The organism is Flavobacterium circumlabens (genome assembly GCF_004345565.1).
Classification (GTDB): domain Bacteria; phylum Bacteroidota; class Bacteroidia; order Flavobacteriales; family Flavobacteriaceae; genus Flavobacterium; species Flavobacterium circumlabens.
Genome location: NZ_SLWA01000007.1, coordinates 92,317 through 113,047, shown reverse-complemented (window position 1 = coordinate 113,047; position 20,731 = coordinate 92,317). Strand labels below are relative to the sequence as shown.

At 35.3% G+C, this 20,731-nt stretch carries 20 protein-coding genes and 1 pseudogene; 2 read left to right on the top strand and 19 right to left on the bottom strand.

Annotation, left to right across the window (positions count from 1 at the left end; all coding sequences use genetic code 11):
- Positions 1–17: 17 nt before the first annotated feature.
- The 9 genes from EV142_RS16970 to EV142_RS16930 all read right to left on the bottom strand — a co-directional run bounded on the left by EV142_RS16970 (position 18) and on the right by EV142_RS16930 (position 5,564).
- Positions 18–404, bottom strand: coding sequence for a helix-turn-helix transcriptional regulator (locus EV142_RS16970; protein ID WP_132037030.1), 387 nt, complete (start codon positions 402–404; stop codon positions 18–20).
- 216 nt (positions 405–620) lie between these two features.
- On the bottom strand, positions 621–1,040 hold the full coding sequence (locus tag EV142_RS16965) for a hypothetical protein (protein WP_132037029.1): 420 nt from the start codon (positions 1,038–1,040) through the stop codon (positions 621–623).
- A gap of 444 nt (positions 1,041–1,484) precedes the next feature.
- Positions 1,485–1,700 (bottom strand): hypothetical protein, encoded by a 216-nt coding sequence (locus EV142_RS16960; RefSeq protein WP_132037028.1) that lies wholly within the window; start codon positions 1,698–1,700, stop codon positions 1,485–1,487.
- Positions 1,701–1,722: 22 nt separating this feature from the next.
- On the bottom strand, positions 1,723–2,061 hold the full coding sequence (locus EV142_RS16955) for a DUF3817 domain-containing protein (protein WP_132037027.1): 339 nt from the start codon (positions 2,059–2,061) through the stop codon (positions 1,723–1,725).
- A gap of 2 nt (positions 2,062–2,063) precedes the next feature.
- Positions 2,064–2,522: a hypothetical protein gene (locus tag EV142_RS16950; RefSeq protein WP_132037026.1), complete on the bottom strand. Its 459-nt coding sequence runs from the start codon at positions 2,520–2,522 to the stop codon at positions 2,064–2,066.
- 65 nt (positions 2,523–2,587) lie between these two features.
- Positions 2,588–3,184, bottom strand: coding sequence for a TetR/AcrR family transcriptional regulator (locus tag EV142_RS16945; protein WP_132037025.1), 597 nt, complete (start codon positions 3,182–3,184; stop codon positions 2,588–2,590).
- Positions 3,185–3,316: 132 nt separating this feature from the next.
- Positions 3,317–4,510 carry a hypothetical protein gene (locus EV142_RS16940; protein ID WP_132037024.1) on the bottom strand — a complete coding sequence of 398 codons (1,194 nt, stop codon included), beginning with the start codon at positions 4,508–4,510 and terminating at the stop codon, positions 3,317–3,319.
- Between the two features lie 256 nt (positions 4,511–4,766).
- Complete coding sequence (locus EV142_RS16935; protein ID WP_132037023.1) at positions 4,767–4,943, bottom strand: histone H1; 177 nt, start codon at positions 4,941–4,943, stop codon at positions 4,767–4,769.
- Between the two features lie 348 nt (positions 4,944–5,291).
- Positions 5,292–5,564, bottom strand: a complete 273-nt coding sequence (locus tag EV142_RS16930) for a YcxB family protein (protein ID WP_132037022.1) — start codon at positions 5,562–5,564, stop codon at positions 5,292–5,294.
- A 661-nt stretch (positions 5,565–6,225) separates the two neighbouring features.
- Between EV142_RS16930 and EV142_RS16925 the strand changes: the two genes are divergently transcribed.
- Both EV142_RS16925 and EV142_RS16920 read left to right on the top strand, forming a co-directional pair.
- Positions 6,226–7,206, top strand: a complete 981-nt coding sequence (locus EV142_RS16925) for a helix-turn-helix domain-containing protein (protein ID WP_132037021.1) — start codon at positions 6,226–6,228, stop codon at positions 7,204–7,206.
- Between the two features lie 17 nt (positions 7,207–7,223).
- Complete coding sequence (locus tag EV142_RS16920) at positions 7,224–8,246, top strand: helix-turn-helix domain-containing protein (RefSeq protein WP_132037020.1); 1,023 nt, start codon at positions 7,224–7,226, stop codon at positions 8,244–8,246.
- Positions 8,247–8,310: 64 nt separating this feature from the next.
- Here the strand turns inward: EV142_RS16920 and EV142_RS16915 are convergent, their stop codons facing one another.
- The 10 genes and pseudogenes from EV142_RS16915 to EV142_RS16870 form a co-directional block, all read right to left on the bottom strand.
- Complete coding sequence (locus EV142_RS16915) at positions 8,311–9,054, bottom strand: rhamnogalacturonan acetylesterase (RefSeq protein ID WP_132037019.1); 744 nt, start codon at positions 9,052–9,054, stop codon at positions 8,311–8,313.
- 232 nt (positions 9,055–9,286) lie between these two features.
- Positions 9,287–10,636: a glycoside hydrolase family 28 protein gene (locus EV142_RS16910; protein ID WP_132037018.1), complete on the bottom strand. Its 1,350-nt coding sequence runs from the start codon at positions 10,634–10,636 to the stop codon at positions 9,287–9,289.
- Positions 10,637–10,657: 21 nt separating this feature from the next.
- A pseudogene (locus EV142_RS16905) lies at positions 10,658–11,644 on the bottom strand (pectinesterase family protein).
- Between the two features lie 6 nt (positions 11,645–11,650).
- Entirely contained in the window at positions 11,651–13,141 is a 1,491-nt protein-coding gene (locus EV142_RS16900; protein WP_132037017.1) for a glycoside hydrolase family 43 protein, read from the bottom strand.
- A 176-nt stretch (positions 13,142–13,317) separates the two neighbouring features.
- Positions 13,318–14,538: a glycoside hydrolase family 88/105 protein gene (locus EV142_RS16895; RefSeq protein ID WP_132037016.1), complete on the bottom strand. Its 1,221-nt coding sequence runs from the start codon at positions 14,536–14,538 to the stop codon at positions 13,318–13,320.
- 22 nt (positions 14,539–14,560) lie between these two features.
- Positions 14,561–15,781, bottom strand: coding sequence for a glycoside hydrolase family 88/105 protein (locus tag EV142_RS16890; protein ID WP_132037015.1), 1,221 nt, complete (start codon positions 15,779–15,781; stop codon positions 14,561–14,563).
- A gap of 18 nt (positions 15,782–15,799) precedes the next feature.
- Positions 15,800–17,023, bottom strand: a complete 1,224-nt coding sequence (locus EV142_RS16885) for a glycoside hydrolase family 88/105 protein (protein ID WP_132037014.1) — start codon at positions 17,021–17,023, stop codon at positions 15,800–15,802.
- Positions 17,024–17,027: 4 nt separating this feature from the next.
- Positions 17,028–17,993 (bottom strand): DUF4861 family protein, encoded by a 966-nt coding sequence (locus EV142_RS16880; RefSeq protein WP_132037013.1) that lies wholly within the window; start codon positions 17,991–17,993, stop codon positions 17,028–17,030.
- Positions 17,994–18,003: 10 nt separating this feature from the next.
- Positions 18,004–18,939 (bottom strand): alpha/beta hydrolase, encoded by a 936-nt coding sequence (locus tag EV142_RS16875; protein ID WP_132037012.1) that lies wholly within the window; start codon positions 18,937–18,939, stop codon positions 18,004–18,006.
- 100 nt (positions 18,940–19,039) lie between these two features.
- Complete coding sequence (locus tag EV142_RS16870) at positions 19,040–20,725, bottom strand: RagB/SusD family nutrient uptake outer membrane protein (protein ID WP_132037011.1); 1,686 nt, start codon at positions 20,723–20,725, stop codon at positions 19,040–19,042.
- Positions 20,726–20,731 lie beyond the last annotated feature (6 nt).

Below are 20,731 nucleotides of genomic sequence, written 5' to 3'. Positions count from 1 at the left end.
ACCTCGTTTTTTTGTTGCTACAGCTGACCGAATTTCTTTTTATAGCGGTTTAATTCTTCTTCTGTTTTACTGAGTAATTTTTCCAGAAGCATTATTTTATCTTCATAAAGTTCTTTTAAAGCGGTACTGTTATCCGGATTAATCTGAATGCTGCCATTATTATTTCCTTTGACTTTATTAAAATTATTGAAATACCGCTGACTATCGAAACTAAGTATATCTTCTACACTGACTTCTAAAATACGGGCTATTTCTACTAATTTAACAAACGAAAGAACAGTTTTTCCTTTTTCTATTTTACTATAACCCGCCTGGGTAACGCCTAGTTGATCTGCCATATATTCCTGAGTATAATTTTTTAACTCTCTGATGCTTTTAATTTTATTTTTTATTGAAGTGGTCATAAGCTCTTTGTGGGGGATCTTGTACAGCTAACAGTTCACTATTAAATGTAGGGGTACTGTAACTATACCTTTTAATACTTGATCTGATACAACTTCAATATTAGGTTAATGAAGCTGCATTTCTATTTTCTTTTGGTCGTAATAATAAAACCATACACTACGGCAACGACAATAAAAGTAAGGTCGTAGCCAAAAGTTTCGTTTGATAACATCGAATTATTTTTGAGTGTTGGATTTTTGTTTATGTACCATCCGATCGAACTCGAGATTTAAGTACTGATCTATTTGTTTGCCTATGACAGGCCGGTCTAAATTTTTTATTTTTACCCGGATTTCCTTTTTATAAACATCTTTTACGATAACATAATATTCGGCATCGATGCTGGCATGAAATCTGGAAATAATGATAATAGTATAGCATAATAAAGTAGGTACGATATAGTACATCTCCATTAAATTTGAAAAAACCATGCAATAATAAGCTATAGCGGTAATGGCAATGAAAGCACCATTTTCAAGAAGGTAAGACTTCTTTTTTTTAAGTAATCCGAGCTCCACAATTTCATTAAAACTGTATTGCCAGCGTTTTGATCCATAACAAAATTGTATCTGGTCATGAGTGAGAGTAAAGAACATAATTAATTAATAGTTATTTTAGAGATTTGGGGAAATTTTAAAGAAAGTGATGGTCAAAAAATCATTTCATATTCAAAAATGATAAGGAAATGCTGAAATTTCAAACAAAACTTCCTATCGCAATATTACGGATAATCCTGTTTTTTTTCTTACAAAGCGCCTTATAGAATATAACTATGAGTTGTAATTAAATCCAAAATATAAATCTTTACCTATTATTTATTTTGAGATCTAATGATTTTACTTATATATTTTTTTTACGTAAAAAACATATATTTTGCACTTGTAGCCCTGCGAAAGCTAAGCAAAAAAGCAATACATAATCCGGTTTATGAAAAACTTAATCTATCATAAAAAAAGCAGCTGATTCCAGAACAGAATCAGCCGCTTTTGACTAAAAATTAATGCTGTAAATTACCTCAACTTACCTATTGTTTAAGGATATTAATCTTCCAATATCTCACAGACAAAACCCAAATTTATGATTTCGTTTTTAATGGTTGCTATTTGTATGCTTTCGATATGATCGACCCGTAAAATCTTGTCGCAATCCTCCAAATCAAAAATAAAAGAAGCGTTTGGAAATATCCTTTTAAGCATTTTTAAAATCCTGCCGGATTGTCTTTTTGAATTTACATTGGTTTTGAAAATCTCAATCATGATTGTTCTGGTTTATATTTTCCTAAATTGGTTTACAAACTTTGTTATTTATCTTCAATTTCGATTTACGCAAAATTTTATGATCAATATAAAAGGTCCCAAAAGGAATAATACAGGCCAGAAGAACTTTGGAAGTTGTCGTTTTAAATTTCCAGTTTTGTTCTACACCAACACTCAGGGCATTGAATATAAAAAGCAGAAATAAGGCACCATGAATCGGTCCCATCATTTTTGTCAGCGACGGGTTATCGAAAATATATTTAAGAGGAACCGCAATAAAAATTAAAATCAATAAAGATAAGCCTTCCAGAAAACCAAGAATTCTTAATCGCCCGATGTTTGTTTTGAAAAAATTTGTCATAATTATCTAAAATAAGGTCTGTTGGCAAGAGGAGAAAAAGGCCACGGAATGGCTATGAAAATAAGCAGTAAGGCAATAGAAAACCAGATAAACATCGTTTTGAATTTATCGGAATAAAGTGTCTTGCGCTTTGCTGCTGCCGAACCAATCGTTATGATTATAATCGCCGCCAGCATTAAAATAAGATGGATTAAACCAAAGAAAAGTGTGCTTAGATCCTTTGAAGCTTCCGCAAAATTATTCCAGAAGTATTTAATTAAGGCACTCTGCGAATACAACACTATACCCAGCATTAACTGAAGATGAGCAAGAGTCGCCGTCCAGTGGCGGACTACGTTATCTATTTTAGAAAAAGAAAATTTGTTTTGGTATCCCCGATATGCCCTAATAATAGAATAAAATAAACTCAAAAGCACCAGCCATCTCACGGTGGAATGCAAAAGTAATAGTGTTAGATACATTGTTATTTGTTTTAAAATAATAATGCAAATATAAATAAAACATACTAAGTAGTATGTTTTTGAAATTAGTTTTTTTCCAAATTCTTCAAATACGACTTAAGTTCCTCTAAATAAACAATATAACAATCATTATCATCCGAAAGTTTACCAAAATTCCGAATGCCCCAATAACCCGATAATACAAAAAGCGCTACCTGCTCCTCGTTTATCCCGGATTTTATACTTCCTGAATCTTTACCTTTTTTTAAGGCAATTTGCATCGCTTCTTTTAGTTCTGTAGTCAGTTTAGAAAGTGCCTGGCTAAACAGTTGGTTTACCGGAGACATTTCCTGCGTTAGATTCCCGGCCGGGCAGCCGTATTTTTTTAGCAAAAACTCATTTTCCAAAAGTAAATAATGCATCATTTTATAAATATCATGTACGGGATCGTTTGAACTCAAAAGTGGTTTTACGAAATCAGCATACATCAACGGATACATAATTTCGTTAATAACGGCGAGCCCCATTTCGTCCTTATTTTTAAAATGATAAAAAAATGCACCTTTGGTTACGTTGGTTGTCGCAATAATAGTATCAATACTGGTAGCCTGATACCCGTGCGTATAGATTAATTCAAATGATTTCTGAAGAATGGAAAGTCGTGTCGAAACTGCTTTTTTCATAAAAGATACCGATTAGTATTCTTTACAAAGTAATATAAAATACGGGAAGTATACAAATCCAGACCGTATACGTAAAAAAGCAGACGGCGCAGGATTTCTCACTGCGCCGTCGGTTATACATATATTTAAATCCTAAATCTTATCGATTTGTTTTTTATTCTTATAATTCCATGAAACATAAAATAGAAACAAAATTAGCCAGACTACTAAAATGACCGTAAAGAAAATCATCATTATCGACGGATGTAAATAGTTCGGTTCATAAAACAATTTCTCCAGCGTATTAAATTTATCTTTCAGGGCAACTCTGTCGTAGGTATTTCTAATTCCGTTTAAAGGTGCTCTGTTATTATCCCTGTAATAAAAGGCATCCTTCGTTAGCAATTTTGGCTGAATCTGTGTTTCGATATTGTATTTTTTCAATAAAGTATCCAGCTTTTGAAAAGAGTATAATAAAGAATCCGGTTTGTATTTATAAAGAAGTTTATATCTTTCTACAGCATTCTGATACTGTTGTTTTTCAACAGGGATACCGTGTATTGGTGCGTACAATTTTTTATTCTGCAGAAATATGCAAATATCCCCGTCATAGTCCAGATTGACTTCTCTTCCTTTGAAAACAATTTCGGTACTGTCTTTAATCACTTTTTTTGAGATGATTCTTTTCGTCAGTTCTTCTTTATCAAATCCTAAAATATTAAAAACAGAATCTGCTTTATTATTTACTTTCTCATATGTCGAAGTCAGCAGTTTCAGTGTATCGATACTGAAATAACGGTGTTCTTCGATTGCATATTCGCTCCCGTTTGAATCGTAATTGATGGACTCTGTTCCTTTTATTACCGGATAGGGTTTTGGATATAAAATGTTTTCGGGATTGAATAATTTCTCAGAACTATAAGAGGTATAATTGTATAAAAACGGATTTAAAACATTGAGTAAAGCCTTGTCGGTATTGAAATCTGTTTCCGGTAATTCTGTTTTTAGTTTTGCATTCAGACCAAAACTATAACTGATAAAAAAGGAAAAAGAAAGAAATGAAATCAACAAAATCACTCCGCCAATTTTGACCAGATTTAAAGTCGAATATGCTTGTCTGGTATGATTTCGCAATAAAAAAATTAAAAACAGCAATAATAATAAACCACTCACGAAGAAATGAGAAATGGAAACATCATCATAAAATTTGAATCTGTAGAATTCTGTATAAATATTGATGTTCTTTATACCTGCAAACTGAAAATATCCGTAGATAAAATAAGCTAAATGAATCAGCAGCAACACGACAATTGATTTAATCCCGAATTGTTTTAACTTTTTGTCCATTTAGATTGTTTTTGAAACTATTCTATGAAAGTAAGCAATTTCTTTAGTTTGTGAAAGCCGGAATAGAATTAAACCGAAAAATAATGATGGCAAAGTATTACGTACCGGTAAATTGTATGATTAGAGCAGTAGCATTAATTTCGTTATAACGTAAAAATAATTGCAGCCTTAAAGAAGCTATAGAAATCCTAAAATAATTTCCATAAAAAAACCTCGTTTAAATACTTAAACGAGGTTTTGTTTCTGAATACAAATATTATTTTTTTGATTCTTCGATAGAAACTTTTCTAAACTCTTTTAAAAGTTTTTCAATTTCCAAAGTTGATTTACGTGCTCTTGGTCCAGCAGCTTTTACACCTTTTTCAGTTAGTGATTCAGCTTCTGCTTTGAATGTGTCGATTTCGGCGTTGATTTTTACTAATAGATCTTTCATGCTTATACTTGTTAAATTAAGGCGCAAAAATAAAAGTTTGCTTGATAGATAACGCATCTTTAATGTTAAAATTATACCCGTTTTTGCCTGACCTCTTAATATTAAATTAACCGACACTCTTCGGGTCTTATAATCAAACAATTACAAAAAAAGTCTTCTCTGTTTTTATTTTTTATTTTTTTGCCCTGACCTGTTATAACACCTTATTGAAGTAAATTCTTAAGCTTTAGGAACCCATTTTAAGGAGGTAGAAAGCGTGTAAAAGCTTTAAACCTTTGCTCTTTTCGATAGTGGTTAGGATAAAAAAACAGCTTTCAATTTATATTCATCAGATGAACTGCCAATCTCTTACATTTTAGTAATGTGCATGACATGACGTTCTACAAATGTGATCAGGTCCGTCATATTCCTGTGACAGCCGGATTTATTTGAAATAGAAATAATGTGCTGATCTTTATCCTTAACATATAAAAAGAAAAAATCCTTAGTGAGAACTGCTTTATCAATCTGACTCCAGGTGTGAGCAAAAGCACCTAATGGAGAATTTACATAAATATAAGAACTGGTGAAGTTGAGTTTATATCTCCCGGTAAGACTGCTGTACCCGACAAGTTTTCTCATGAACTTAAAAAAGAACTTGCATGTTGCATTTACAAATGAATAATGAAACATAAAAAACGAGACAATCAAAATTAAACTCTGTAACTGCCATTTCATAAAATCTTCCTGGCTTTCTAAATTTAAAAAGTCAAAAAAGAGGAAAGCGACTAAAATAAGTATAAAAAAGACCCTAACCCGTCCTTTGTACAAACGTTTAAAATACATCTTATTTAGTTTTTGTATTTCATTAATATTCAACTCAAACTCTGCAGAAAATTTCGAAGTATTCATCCTTATCGTATTAATTAATTTAGTTCATTCATTTTATTAGTCCTCTAATGAAAAAAGCAAAATTAAGTGGAATAGTACTTACAGGATAGCCCACTTAAGACATAAAAATGTCAGAATAAAGTTTTCATCCATTTTAGAACATAAAGTTACTTTTTCATGCATTTTCCGACTTCAAAATCGATGAAAAAATACAGTTATCAATTGAATCCCTACAGTTATAAAACGGTTAAAAAAGCCAAGCTTTTTTAAAGTAAATTACCTCCGAAAAAGCAAATTTAATTCAAATTCTTACAAGATATAATTTACAGAACGGAACAAACAGGAGCGTATTAAATCCTTCCTAACCAGTAAAATTAAAGCAGTAAAACTTTTGTAATATAATAAATGCCACATGAAAATAATTGAACATTCCTATTGTGCTGACCTAAGCTGGACAGAACCTCTTGCAAAACAGCTCAAAGGAAAAATAGATGGAAATTTTATAGTTGTTCCCGAAGAGGTACAATCCGGAACGAGGTATTTTCTGGAATGTGAAGAAGGGATTGTCGCCTATTATATCAATGTAAAATATTATAAAAACCTTCATTTTATTCAAAAAAATACAAAAGATGATTTTATTGGATTCTACTATGACCTTACTGATGGTGAAGCCCGTCTGGTGACCAATACTGCCATTTGTGATTTAGGGCGATGGAAATATAATTTAGCGGTGATTGACGGCAGCTTAAAAACCAATTACCAGGTAAAATCAGGGAGCCATACTTATGCACTTTGCATATTCATACAAAAAAATAAGCTTGCCGCTTTTATTAAGGATGATACTGTTCTTTTCTCCGATCTGCAGCAAATAACTGATCCAAAAAAAAATACGATCATCAAATTTGACAGAATCAGTAATGAGAGCTTTCATATACTCAATGATCTGCGCAAATTAAAAGTGGGCGGCCCGGTTTTCGATTTAAATCTCAAGGCTACAGTACATATGCTGATGTCTAATTATTTAAAGAAAATAGCGCGTAACAGGACGATCATTCAAACCATTAGAGAAACGGATATCAAAAATATAATAGCCATGCAAATGTTTCTGATTGAAAATATTGAAGGCCCTTTTCCAAGCATTTCATTAATGGCAAAAAAGATTGAAATGTCTGAATCAAAGTTTAAAAATTTGTTTAAAAAAATAACGGGCTTAACACCTAATTCTTTTTTTATGGACAATAAACTGGCCCTTGCAAAAGAACTTCTTGAAGACAAACAACTCACAATATCCCAGATTGCAAACCGGCTTCATTATAGTAATAATTCTCATTTTACTTTAAACTTTAAGGAACATTTTGGGATCTCGCCAAAAAATTTTATCAAACAATTATAATTCTAAACACTACACTTATGAAAAAGATCAATCATTTCTATAGTCTGACACCGGATTGGCAAGAACAATTAGTTCAGGAAATAAAAGGGGAGCTTATTGATGATAAAATAATTGTTATACCGGAAACTCTTGGTAAAGGCCACTCCTATTTCACACCCATAGCTGAGGGAATTTCTGCATTGTTTGTCGATTTTGTTTTGGCGGAGCCGGTTGAAATAAATCGGTTGAAATCTGAAACTGAATCCTATATTTTTCATTTCGATTTAAGTGATTCCGTGAATTTTATAAAAATTGATACGGTAGACTACAAAATTGGTTCCCGCGAAAATCCAGGTCTTGCCATTATAGACAATCAGACGGAAAGTTCTTTTAAGCCTTCATTTCACGAGCGAACACTGGCATTACGACTTCTTGTTGATAAAAAATTACTGAATGAACTTTTAGAAACAAACTCTATCGAAGAATATCATAACGAAAAAAACAAATATCAGGGAAAATCGCTTTATTATTATGACCATATCGACAGCAACAGTATTTTACTCATCAGATCCCTTATGGATAAATCTGTTTTTGATGTTTCATTTGATTCTTATTTAAAAGGAATTTCATTAAAACTATTGGGCAATTTTCTGAATCGATATGAAAATTTATCCGTCAAAAAAAATGAAATTACACAAACAGAACTTGAGGCCGTTATCAAAACACAGGATTATTTTTTAAAAGACCTGTGCAGTCCCTTCCCAACGATAAATTTCTTATCGGAAATGGCTGGTATGTCTTCTACCAAATATAAAATATTGTTTAAGAAGCACTTTAATGATACCCCGAAAAAAGTTTTTCTGAATGAAAAAATGCTTTTAGCCAAAAAGCTGCTTCAGAGTGGCAATTACCATACACTAATCGAAATTGTATATGAATTAAGTTATGCCAAAATGAATCATTTCCATTCCAAATACTATGCGGTTTTTCAAAGAAAACCATCACAGGATTTTGTAAAAAGACCTTTCAAAAAAGGGTCTCCTGTCCTTCTGAAAGTATAATTTAAAAATAGAAAAGTTAATTTAGTATCCAGATTTTACAACAATTATAAAGCAATACAAATCGTTATTTAATTTCTTTTTTAAGTTTATCAAGAGAAGTATCTTCCAGAAGTTTGATTTGAGCAATTACAATTTTGGCAATTTCCGTAGCTCCTTTTAAAGAAAGATGCGTATCATCATTTTTATCTTCTTTATAATAGGGAACTTCTCCGGCTTTAAAATGCAAATGAAGCAACTTCGATTTGTCCGGTCCATAGGATTGCTCCAGTAATTCTGTATAATATTCTAAATCAATAAAAGGAACCTTATATTCCTGCGCCACTAATCTTGTTTCTAAAGGATAATCGCCATGAGTTGGCACCAATACTCCTTGTTCGTTGAAATTTCGTCTGGCGATGGAGGTCAGTAAAATTGGAATTGCTCCTTTTTCCCTGCTTTCCTTTACGAACCGGATTAAGTTGTATCGATAACTTGTATGCGGATTGGTGTATCGGGCAGAATCTGTTATTTTTTCGTCATTATGGCCAAATTCGATAAAAACATAATCCCCCTTTTTGAGTTTTGTACAGATGGAATCCCAGCGTTTTTCATTGATAAAACTTTTGGTACTGCGTCCGTTTACTGCCTTATTTTCTACGATAATATTTTCCGTGAAAAAAGGCTGTAAAACCTGCGCCCATCCGTGCTCCGGATTTTTATCGGGATCTTTTTTAGTAGCCATAGTCGAATCACCAATGCAATACAGGGTTGTTTTCTGTGCCCAACAGCTGATGGAAATTAAAAACAAAATGGAAAGGAAGTATTTCATTTTTTGGATTATTAGATTTTTGATTATTAGATTTTTGATTATTAGATTTGAAAGTTAATGCTAACCGTAAGGTTCGCAGAACTTTGTTCCTTTGTTCCTCTGAACCTTTGCTCCTTTGAATCTTTGCTCCTTTGAATCTTTGCTCCTTTGAATCTTTGCTCCTTTGAACCTAAAAAATCTCAGAATATCAAAACCTCATAACCTTAGACACTTAGAACCTCCAAAGAAAAACCTATTTAGCTGCCGAGGGAACAGTCGCCCGTTGACCAATAAAAACATCTGTCATGAGCACATTCTCGGCATTTTCATTTGACAAAGCATTTTTTGCCGATTTTATTTCAATGTTTTTTAAAGAGATGTTTCTGATTTTTTTCTCCGGAAATCCCTGGATCACAATTCCCGATGCTGTGGCTTTGTTACAGGAAATATTCGAAAAATAAACATTTGATATGTCCGATTGAAAACCGCTACCCTCACCGTGATAATTGGCTGTTATGTAAAGGCAGTCTTCAACTTCATCCAATTGCAGGTTATTCACAAAGATGTTTTTTATAAAACCTCCACGATCTGCATTGGTCTTTATATAAATTCCTCTTTTCAGATAACCGGTGGTTTTACAATTTTCTACATAAACATTCTGAATTCCGGCGGACATTTCACTGCCCAAAACCACTCCGTGGAGTCCTTTGAAATTACAGTTTCTAATTATGATATTTTCACTTGGAGTACCCGAATTCGCTCTGCCTTCATGATCCCGGCCTGCTTTAATCGCCACATTGTCATCTCCATTATCGAAGGTTACATTTTCAATTAAAACATCTTTCGCATATTCCGGATCAATTCCGTCATTATTGTAATTCAATGATTTATAACTTACTCCGCGAACAGTGATACTTTCTGATTTTAATACATGCAGACACCAGAATGGGGAATTTTCAATCCGTATATTTTCAACCATGATATTTTTACAATTAAAAAACTGAATCATTTGCGGACGTAAAAAATAACCTTCTCCAAACTTTCTGTCACTCACGGGAACACTGTTATGATTCATTTCACGGCTACGCATTTTGCCGTCGTTTTCTTTGGCTTTAAAGCTTTTCCAAATATTACCACCTTCACCGTCGATTGTTCCTTCACCGGTTATGGCAATATTGGAACAATCATAAGCATAAATTAACGGGCTGTAATTGTAAAGCATCGTTCCTTCCCAACTGGTCAGTACCATTGGTAAGTAATCTTTTGGATCATCACTAAACTTAATTTTGGCGCCTTTTTCTATTTTAAGATTGACATTGCTCACAAAGTGAATGGGACCGTTTATTTTATAAATGCCTTTAGGTACAATTATAGTTCCGCCTTTGTTCTTTTTGCATAAGGCCATTGCTTTGTCGAAAAAGGATTTATTATTGGTTACAGAATCCCCTTTTGCCCCAAGTTTCAGAACATTGATCTGATACGAAGGAAAAACAGGCAACTGAATCCTATTTACAATCGAATCTACCTTTGCCGTTGGAAATTCAGTTTTCTGAGCAAAAGAACTCCATGAAATGACTACAAAAAGAAGGACTCTAAAATTCATATTTTTTGTTTTTTGTGAAAACTATTTTTGTTTCAAAAACCAGTTGGGTGCGCTGTCCTTAAGAATATTTTCCGTTGTATACTTTTCCGCTTCTTTTTTTGAAAGCTGGTGTGACCATGACACTCTTTTAGCAGGCTGATATCCTTCGCCTTTACAATTGTATTCGGCATAAAAAGCATTCTTTTCTGCTTCCGGTTTAGACCAGTTCTCCCAGCCTTCGGGTTGTATCTGTTTTCACATGTCACAATTGATATAAACGGTTTTGGCATAAATCCTCCAGGGCCTTCCCAGATAAACTGCTGTTGCGGCAGGATCGGCGGTCAGTTTACAATTTTTAAAAACAAATCCAAATTCACTTCCCTGCGGAGTTGAAGCTGCTGTGATGTAGGAGCTTTTTATGCTGTGAATTACACAGTTTTCGAATAAAACTGTAGCGCTTCCAAAGATAAAATCGGTTGTTCCTTCGATATAACAATCCTTAAAATATTGTCTGGATTCTTTTCCTGACAGGTATAAAGTATCCTGATTTCCTACTATGATACAATTTGAAATTTGTACACGATTGGCCACCACCGACAATGCAATTGCCTGACCCTTATCTCCTGAAGTATTCTTAATCGTTAAATTGGAGGCAGAAAAATCATCTCCTTCAACCAAAACCGTGTAGGTATGAAAAGTGCTGTTTCGCCCTAGATTTATTTTCGAAAAATTATCATCAAAAGTAATAATGGTGTTTTCTTTACTTTCCCCAATCAGTTCCAGCTGCGTATTCCATTCCGGGATTCTGACTTTTTCTGTGTAGGTTCCGTTTTTGATGCGTATGGTTACTTTTTCATACGGGAATGACGGAGACGCATTTATGGCATCCTGAATTTTTGTAAAATCTCCCGAACCATCCTGAGCCACAATAGTCTCCTTATTCGTACCCGTTTTATTCTTGTTCTGGCCGATTGCTGCAAAACCTGTAACGACTAAAACAAGCAGCACTATTTTTTTAAATGGAATCATCTTATTTTATTTCGTTATTCTAAACCAATCCACGGCGACATTTCCGGAATCATTGGTCACTTTCTGGCTTAAAGCAAAGAGTCCTAATTTGGCGCCAATCCATTTTCCTTCTTTTGCAGTAAAATTAGCACCAATGGGCTGATATTTTACATCATCCAAGCTGTAAAAAAAGCTGCAGATTCCTCCTTTTCTAACTGTAACTCTCAAATATATGGTGTTGTTTTCTACTAAAACAGGTTTTGTTTCTGTTTGTGAAATTGTTTTGTCAAAAGTTCCCGTTTTCTGATTTAAATATAATTTGCCATTATTATTTTTCAGACATAAATAACTGTAATCTAAACCCATGATCAAAAGTCCCGTAGTTTCTCCGTCTAATCTTGCATTAAAAGTTAGTTTGGCCGTAGCCGTAAATTCTTCGGCGGGAAATTTTTGCAGTAACAGATTCGGGGCGTCAGAGATTTTCTTTTCGTCTTTAATACTGTTGATACAAAACAAGTTAAAATATCCGGAACTGGTTGGAAATCCCCAATGAATCTGAGAATTCGCCTGCCATTGCCATTGCAGTCCTACTTTATATGAATTAAACTCATCTGATGCTGCAGGGGCTTCTATGGGATATTTTTTTCCAACATTCGGTTTTTTGAAAGTGGTTACCGGTTCTCCGATACCGTTTTTATCAAAATCCTGTCCCATTACAGGCCAGTCGTTTTCCCATTTCATGGGCTGAAGGTGCACAATCCTGCCGTAAGCGCCTTTGTCCTGAAAATGAATAAACCAGTCTTCACCCGTTTGGGTTTGTACCCACGCTCCCTGATGAGGGCCGTTTATATTGGTTTTTCCCTGTTCTAAAACTTTTTTCTTCTCATAAGGACCCCAAACATTTTTAGATCTTAAAACGGTTTGCCAGCCGGTAGAAACTCCTCCAGCCGGAGCAAAAACGTAATAGTAATTATTTCGTTTATAAAACTTCGGCCCTTCAATTGTGCCTTCACTTTCGTGTCCGTCAATAATCATTACTTCATCATTGTTCGCAACAGTTCCTTCAGCATTCATGGTACAAATTACCAACAAACTCTTAATCTGGGCGCGGCTTCCCGCAAAGGCATGAACCATGTACACCTTTCCATCGTCATCCCATAAAGGACTCGGATCGATAAGTCCAAGGCCTGCTTTAACCAAAAGCGGTTCCGACCAGGGGCCTTCGGCTTTTTTTGACTTTATCATATAAATTCCAAAATCGGGATCTGGGTAATAGATGTAAAATTCATTGTTATGAAAAGTAATACTCGGTGCCCAGACTCCGTTACCATGCTGTACTGTATTGTACGTTTCAAATGGAGGCTGTTTGGCAAGCGCGTAGCTTACAATTTTCCAGTTTACCAAATCTTTGGAATGTAAAATCGGTAATCCCGGAATACAATTGAAAGACGAAGCGGTCATATAAAAATCATCTCCCACCCGAACCGCATCCGGATCTGAATAATCGGCGTGAATAATCGGATTGGTATACGTTCCGTCTCCATTGTCAGCAACCCATGCCTGAGCGAAAAATTGCTATGCGGTAAAAATCGAAAGGAGAGAAAAGATGATTTTTATATTTTTCATTTAAAGAAAATTTAACTTTCTGATTAGACCTGACAGGTTTTAAAAAGCTGTCAGGTTGTTGATTTACATTATCTGTTCAATTCTAATGCGGCCAGAATAAAAGGCCCTGTTGCTTTAGGATCGTTGTCTTTTTTTCTTTCGTTTACATAATATTCGTAAGAGCCGTCACGATAAGGGTTTCCGCCTAAACCTGCTACCTGACAAGCCTGAGTTAGTGTGATTCCGCCATCTGCATCAACTTTTGTAATCAGTTGTGTGGTTAATCCGTCAAAGGCTTTGTTGGCCAGTTTTTTATATTTTGCAGGCAAATACCCTTTGTTGGCTCCTTTTGCAAAAGCATAAGCAAACATAGACGATCCCGAAGCTTCCAGATAATTTCCTTCTTTTCCGCCTTTGTCGGTTACCTGATACCATAAACCTGATTTGTCCTGATATTTGGCCAAACTGGCTGAAACGTTATTTAAATATTTTACAAGTTCTTTTTGTTTGGGATGTTCTTTTGGGAAATAATCCAATACATCAACCAAAGCCATTGCGTACCATCCTAAGGCTCTTGACCAGAAATTGGGTGAATTTCCTGTTTCTTTGTTTGCCCATGGCATTGCTTTACTTTCATCCCAGCCGTGGTATAACAATCCTGTTTTCGGATCGGTTGCATGCAATTGAATCTGTTCAAATTGTTTAGCGATATCATCAAGGCTTTTTCCGTTCTCAAATGTAACGGTATATTGTGCATAAAAGGGCTCTCCCATATACAGCCCATCCAGCCACATTTGGTTCGGATAGATTTGTTTGTGCCAGAATCCACCGCTTTTTGTACGGGGCTGTTCTGCAAGCTGTTTGCGAATCAATTGTAATGCGATAAGGTATTTTTCTTCTTTTGACGTAGCATAAATATCAAAAAGAAGACGTCCAGGTACCACTAAATCAATATTATACTTATCGAATTCATAGGTTTTAATACTACCATCATTTTGCACCAATGTGTCAACATAACGTCTTATGTAGGCTTTGTATCTTGGGTCCGGATTTTTTTTATATAATTCTTCAATGGAATGTAAAACCAGGGCGTGAACATAATCCCATTTTGGTGTTTTTGAATCGTCAATCATATAGGCTTCCGGGTGACGTTTCATCAAAGTCAAAGCCATTTTATCAGACCATTTTAAATCTTTAGAAATAACGATATCCTTACTTGCAGGCTCCTGAGAAGTTACTTTGCAGCTTGTAAAAACCATAAGTCCAATTAATACAACCGATATAAATCCTTTTTTTCTGTTATTTTTCATTTCAAAATATATTTAAATTCTGTTATTTTTTTAATTCTAATGCGGCCAGAATAAAAGGCCCCAGTCCATGAGAATTGTCTGTTTTTATTTTCTCTTTTATGTAATATTCATAAGAACCATCGCGATACGGATTCCCTCCTAATCCGGCACTTGCACAAACCTGTGTGATATGAATTTCGCCATCGGCATCAACCGTAATTAGTTTCGTGATTATGCCGTTAAAACCTTTTTCTGCCAATTTTTTATAGCTGGCAGGCAGATAGCCCTGATTTACCCCTTTTGCAAAAGCGTAAACAAACATTTCAGATCCTGATGCTTCGAGGTAATTGCCTTCTTTGTTTCCGGCATCTGTAACCTGATACCATAGTCCTGTAGAATCCTGATATTTGGCAACAGCTTTGGCAATCTCATTTAAGTACTGAATCAATTCTTTCCGCTTCGGATGGTCTTTTGGCATATAGTCCAAAACATCCACCAAAGCCATCATGTACCAGCCAATAGAACGCGACCAGAAATTTGGTGAAGTTCCGGTTACTTTATTCGCCCAGTCCATTTGTTTGCTTTCATCCCAGGCATGAAAAAGAAGACCGGTTTTTTGATCCAGTGTATGAAGATGAATTTGTTCGAACTGTTTTGCAATGTCGTCAAAATGCTGCCCTCCCTCAAATTCTGCGGTGTAACGCGCATAAAACGGTGTTCCCATATAAAGACCGTCGAGCCACATTTGGTTGGGATATATTTTTTTGTGCCAGAATCCACCGGAATTTGTTCTCGGATGCGTTTCTAACTGTTTTCTAAGCGTTTTTATTGCTGTAAGATATCGCTCTTCTTTTGTTCTGGCATAAAGATCAAAAAGCATTTTTCCGGCATTGATATTGTCGATATTGTAATCTTCCAGTTTGTAATTCAAAATTTTCCCTGAGCTGTTAATAACCGTTTCAGCGTAGTCTTTTATGTAATTGGCATACAACGGATTATTGGTTTCTTTGTAAAGTTTATCGAAAGAAGTCATAACCAATCCTAACTTATAGTCCCATTTGGTTTTTTCGTTATTATCGATCTGCCATGCTTTGGTATCCCGTTTCAGTATCGAAAGTGCCATTCTTTCGGACCATTTTAAATCTTTGGAAATGACAATTGCAGGATTTGAAGTTTCCTGAGCTGTTATTTTACTGCACGAAAAAAGGATCAGACCTATCAGCAGGACGGCAATAAAATGATCTTTCTTTCTATAATGTACCATTTTGAAGATGTATTACGGTTATTTGTTCAATTCAATTGCGCTTAATAAAAATGCTCCAATACCTATTGCGCCATTCTCTTTTGTCTTTGCAGTGAGGTAATAATCATTGGTGCCATCGCGAAAAGGTTTCCCTCCTAAACCAACATTGGAAGAAACATTGAGAATCGTTATTTCTCCTTTATTGTCTACTTTTACAAATTCTTTTACGAAACTGTCAAATGATTTCTGAGCGGTTCTTTTGTAGGCGGAAGGTAAATATCCTCTATCTGCCCCTTTAGCAAAAGCATAAATAATCATTCCTGAAGCAGATGGTTCTACATAATTCCCAAACAACTGTGGTTTATCTGCTACCTGATACCACAAACCTTCCGGGCTTTTGTATTCATTTACATTTTTTGCAATCAAATTTAGATACCCGATCAGAACTTTATATTTGGGATGTGATTTAGGAAAATAGTCCAGCGTTTCCACCAAAGCCATCATATACCAGCCAATCCCGCGTCCCCAGATCGTTGGTGAGGTTCCGGTTTGTTTGTTGGCCCAGCCAATTACTTTGCTTTCATCCCAGGCCTGGTATACTAAACCTGTATTTTTGTCCGTAATATTATTTTGTGCCAGTTCAAATTGTCTGGCAATATCGTCTAAGCTTTTTCCTTTTTCATATTTTACGGTAAATTGCGTGTAGAAAGGTTCGGCCATATAAAGACCATCAATCCACATTTGATCGGGATAAATCTGTTTGTGCCAAAATCCTCCGCCTGGCGTTCTCGGCTGGGTTTCCAGTTGATTTCTTAATTGCCCTGTGATCTTCAGATAGCGAGCGTCTTTTGTTATATCGTATAAATTAAACAGCAGTTTTCCCGGATTTAAGCAATCGATATTGTATTCTTTGAGATCATATTTTTTAATGTTTCCAGTGCTGTCGATCATTTCATCGACATAGTCTTTTATATAATTGAGATATTTTTTATGATTTGTCTTCTGATATAATTTTTCAAAACCGGACAATACAAAACCCATTTTATAGTCCCATTTTGGTTTGTCGTTTCCATCCAGCTGCCAGGCATTCGGATATTGGTTTAAAATAGAAAGTGCTGTTCTTTCCGACCATTTTAACTGATAAGAAATATTAGCTTTTTCTGAATTTTCCAGCTGCTGTGCGCTTGCTTTACCACTAACAATAAGCAGTACAACAAGAAGGTATTTTATAAAATTGGTTTTTGTACAGACAGATTTAGACATACAATTACATTTTACCTTTTTTGTTTAGTACTTCTAATTTATCGTTCAGGTATTTTACAAATTCTTCCTGTGTTTTAATTCCGTTTACTTCTTGTTCCCAGGCACCCAAAAGGTAAAATGAAGTCGATTTGGTGGTGGGTTTGAAAACTAGCAAATAGTCTAAATCTGTATCTTCAATAGTCTCTATTGTCTTTACTTCATAAAAAATCGCCATGCCAAGTTTATCCGGAACCAACGATTGCTGACCGTAAGTGGCTAAGTAGGCCCATTTTTTATTCTTGCTATCTTTTTTAAGCAATTCGGTATTTTTCTGTTTGACAATTCCGGTACAAATTCCCTGAATTGCTTTTGATGCCTTAATGGTATGCTGTGTGTAAAGCTGATCTGGTTTGATCGTCAATTCTGATGTGAAATTGATTTTATCAGACGCAGTTTTCCATCCGAAATAATCGATTTTTACAACCGATTCGTTGGTTTTATTGCTCACATAGGCAATCGTTGAATCGACTTCACGGAAGTGTAATTTTTCCTTGTTCAGGTAACGATCGATAGACCCGATTCCGATTCCTTTTCCGGCTTTCAGGATATCTGCTCCCCAATCGCTCATTTCGTGATAGGAATCAAAATTGTCCTGCCCTACTTTTGGTAAAATATTCTCTGAAGTTTTCTTTCCGAAAATATCAATCGCATTTCTCCAGTCTAAATACAAACGATATCCGATTCTGTTATTTTCCCATCCCGGTCCTTCATAACGAATATCAAAGGAGTGATCAGTATGTTCGGGAGACAGTTTTAGTTTGTCGACATTTTTAAAAGCTGTACCACCAATATATTTTCGGCCTTCCCATTTCCCGTCTGTTTTTGCTGAAATTTCAGCATAGGTTTTAGCTGTTTTTACGTCGTATTTCTGGGCATTTGTAGCAGAAAAACCCAATAGGAATAAGGCTGCTATTTTAATTTTTGCTTTCATTATATCGTAATTATTTAAAAATTTTATCTAAAAACTGTGTGGTGTATCCAATCATTGCATCAAACCAGGGCTGAAAAAACCAAAAGGAATGTGGTGAATTCTCAATTGTTTTCACATCACTGTAAATCTTATGCTGATTTAAAAGAACAATCATATCGTCTCTCCCGGCATGAAATCTTTCGAAACTGCTGTTTATAAAAAGTACCGGTGGTGTATTTTTGTCTGCATGGCTTAAAGCCGAGGCATTTTTCCAGTTTTCCGGATTTTCTTCATAAGTGCCCTTCAGCCAAAAAGCGGCCATTTCTCCTTCCTTTGATTCCGGATGCTTAAAAGCCAGAATGCCGTCTATATCGATAATTGCGTTTACTTTTGAAGAGGATTTACTTGTATTCGCTGCATCTTCAAAAGCCGAATTTCCATTTGTTGTACCGATCAAAGCTGCCATTTGTCCGCCCGAAGAGCATCCTAAAACCGCAATTTTATCCGGATCTACACGGAATTTTTTGGCATTATCTTTTATAAACCGGATCACATTTTTCACATCATAAATCCCTTCCGGATATTTTGCCTCGAGTGATAATCTGTATTCAATGGCAAAACAAGAATACCCTTTTGAAGCTATTTCCTGTGCCATTTCCTGCATTTGATTTTTATTTCCGGATCTCCAGCCTCCACCATGAATGAGGATTACAGCGGGATTTAATTTTTTATTTGTATTTAAAAAAGCATCAAAATGTAAGTCCCGGTTTTTTTGCTGGTTATAAACAACGTCATTAACCTGATCTACATTTGGATTTTTTTTCGCCTTGGCAATTGTTATAAAAGGATATTTATCTATTAATTTGGTATAGGTACTTTTTACGGTATAGGAAGTATCTGTCCTGTATTGACTGCTGGCAGCAATGACTTTTAAAAACAAGACTAAAAGTACCAGTATTTTTTTCATTTCCCATTCTTTACTTTCAGTTAAGAAAGGAGCCTGACCATGTTCAGACTCCTTTTTAACTGCTTCAAAAAAAAAACTAATATTTCAAAATTACCAATTACTAATATCCCGGATTTTGAGGGAAATCTTTATTTTGGTTTAAGTCCAGTGCCGTTTGAGGGATTGGTCTTAAAATTTTTAACTGTCCGTCTACTCCAACAAAATTAGCAGCCTTGATTTTATAATTATGAGCCGAAGCTCTGGCCACTAATGTTCCGGTACGTTTTAAATCGAACCAACGTTTGTATTCTCCCACTAATTCTCTTCCTCTTTCATCTAAAATGTAATCGATATTGAATTGTCCAATTGTTGCATTGGCAACTCCGGCTCTTCTTCTAACTTCATTTAAACGATCTAAACCAATTGTTGGTACACCTGCTTTTAAATAGGCTTCTGCAGCAATTAAATACGTTTCACCCAGTCTTGCCAGGATAATATCTCTTGTACTTACAGGACCTGTACTTGCTGGCGTATTTGGATTTGGATCATCAAATTTCTTTACCGGAATCGTATAGCAGTCACGGTTATCGATTAAGGTATGCGCTGCATCATATTCTCCCCACGGGTGATACACAAAAGTGGCTGCTTTTCTGGATGCATTTGCCGTTTCCCAGGCTAATCTGTCTGCCGGTGTAAACCATTTTGGCTCGTAAAAATGTCTTACTTTCAAAGCTGCCGGATTAGTGCTTCTGTAGTAAGGAAAATAAAGAACCGTTTTAGTCTGTCCATTTGTGGTTTCCGGGCCTTCCAATATTTCGGTCATAAAAGTAGCTTCCCATCTTTTATCTCCTTTCTCGTATAAACTCAAAGCATAGGCTGTCGGACATAAGTTGTAGCTTCTTAATGGTGCACCCGTTTCAGCTCCTCCTAAATACGGACCAAAATAGTAAAACTGGTTGTTTCCTAATTTGGTAGGATCAGTGCTTGTTGATGCTTTATCGTATTGAACAGAAAAAATAGTTTCTGCATTTAAATCGTTATCACCGGTTGCAGTAGCAGTGAATAATTGACTAAAAGGAATATTTAATGCCTGACCAGCAATAGCAGCGTCAGCATAAGCTGCGGCTTTTGTGAAATCATCTGTTTTACCATAAGTTTCATATCCTCTGGTTAAATAAACTTTAGCCAATAAATCATTTACAGCTCTTTTATTCACTTTTCCGGATGTAGCATATGCACTAGTTCCAACGCTTGCTAAAGCAGCGTCTAAGTCTCCTATAATCTGCGTATACACTTCTTCGGCAGTATTTCTGTGAAAAGATAAAACAGGGCTTGTAACATGCTCATTTACGATTGGAACACCGCCATACGTCTGCACCAGCAAAAAATAAGCCTGTGCTCTTAAAAATCGGGCTTCACCTACTAAAGTATTTAAGTTTGAAGTCTGCTCTGTTACACCTGAATAATAAATAGTTTTATTTACCGACTGAATTAACTGATAACAAGGACGGTACAAATCAGCTACATTATCTGATGTGGGAATTAAAAGCGCGTATTGGCTCAGACCTGCCGGTTCCGGTGTTCTTCCCTCAGCGTACATGTCTGTTCCTGATTCAAACAACCACGGATTTCCACCGTAAATACTTTTTAGCCAGGCGTAATTTGAATTTACCAATAACTGAAATCCTGATGCGGTTTTATAGGTTTCATCTGCCTGTACATTCGAAAGGCTTTCTTCTTCGATATAATCGCTGCAAGAGCTTAAAGCCGTGATAATAATTCCTAGTAATATAATTATTTTTTTCATTTGATG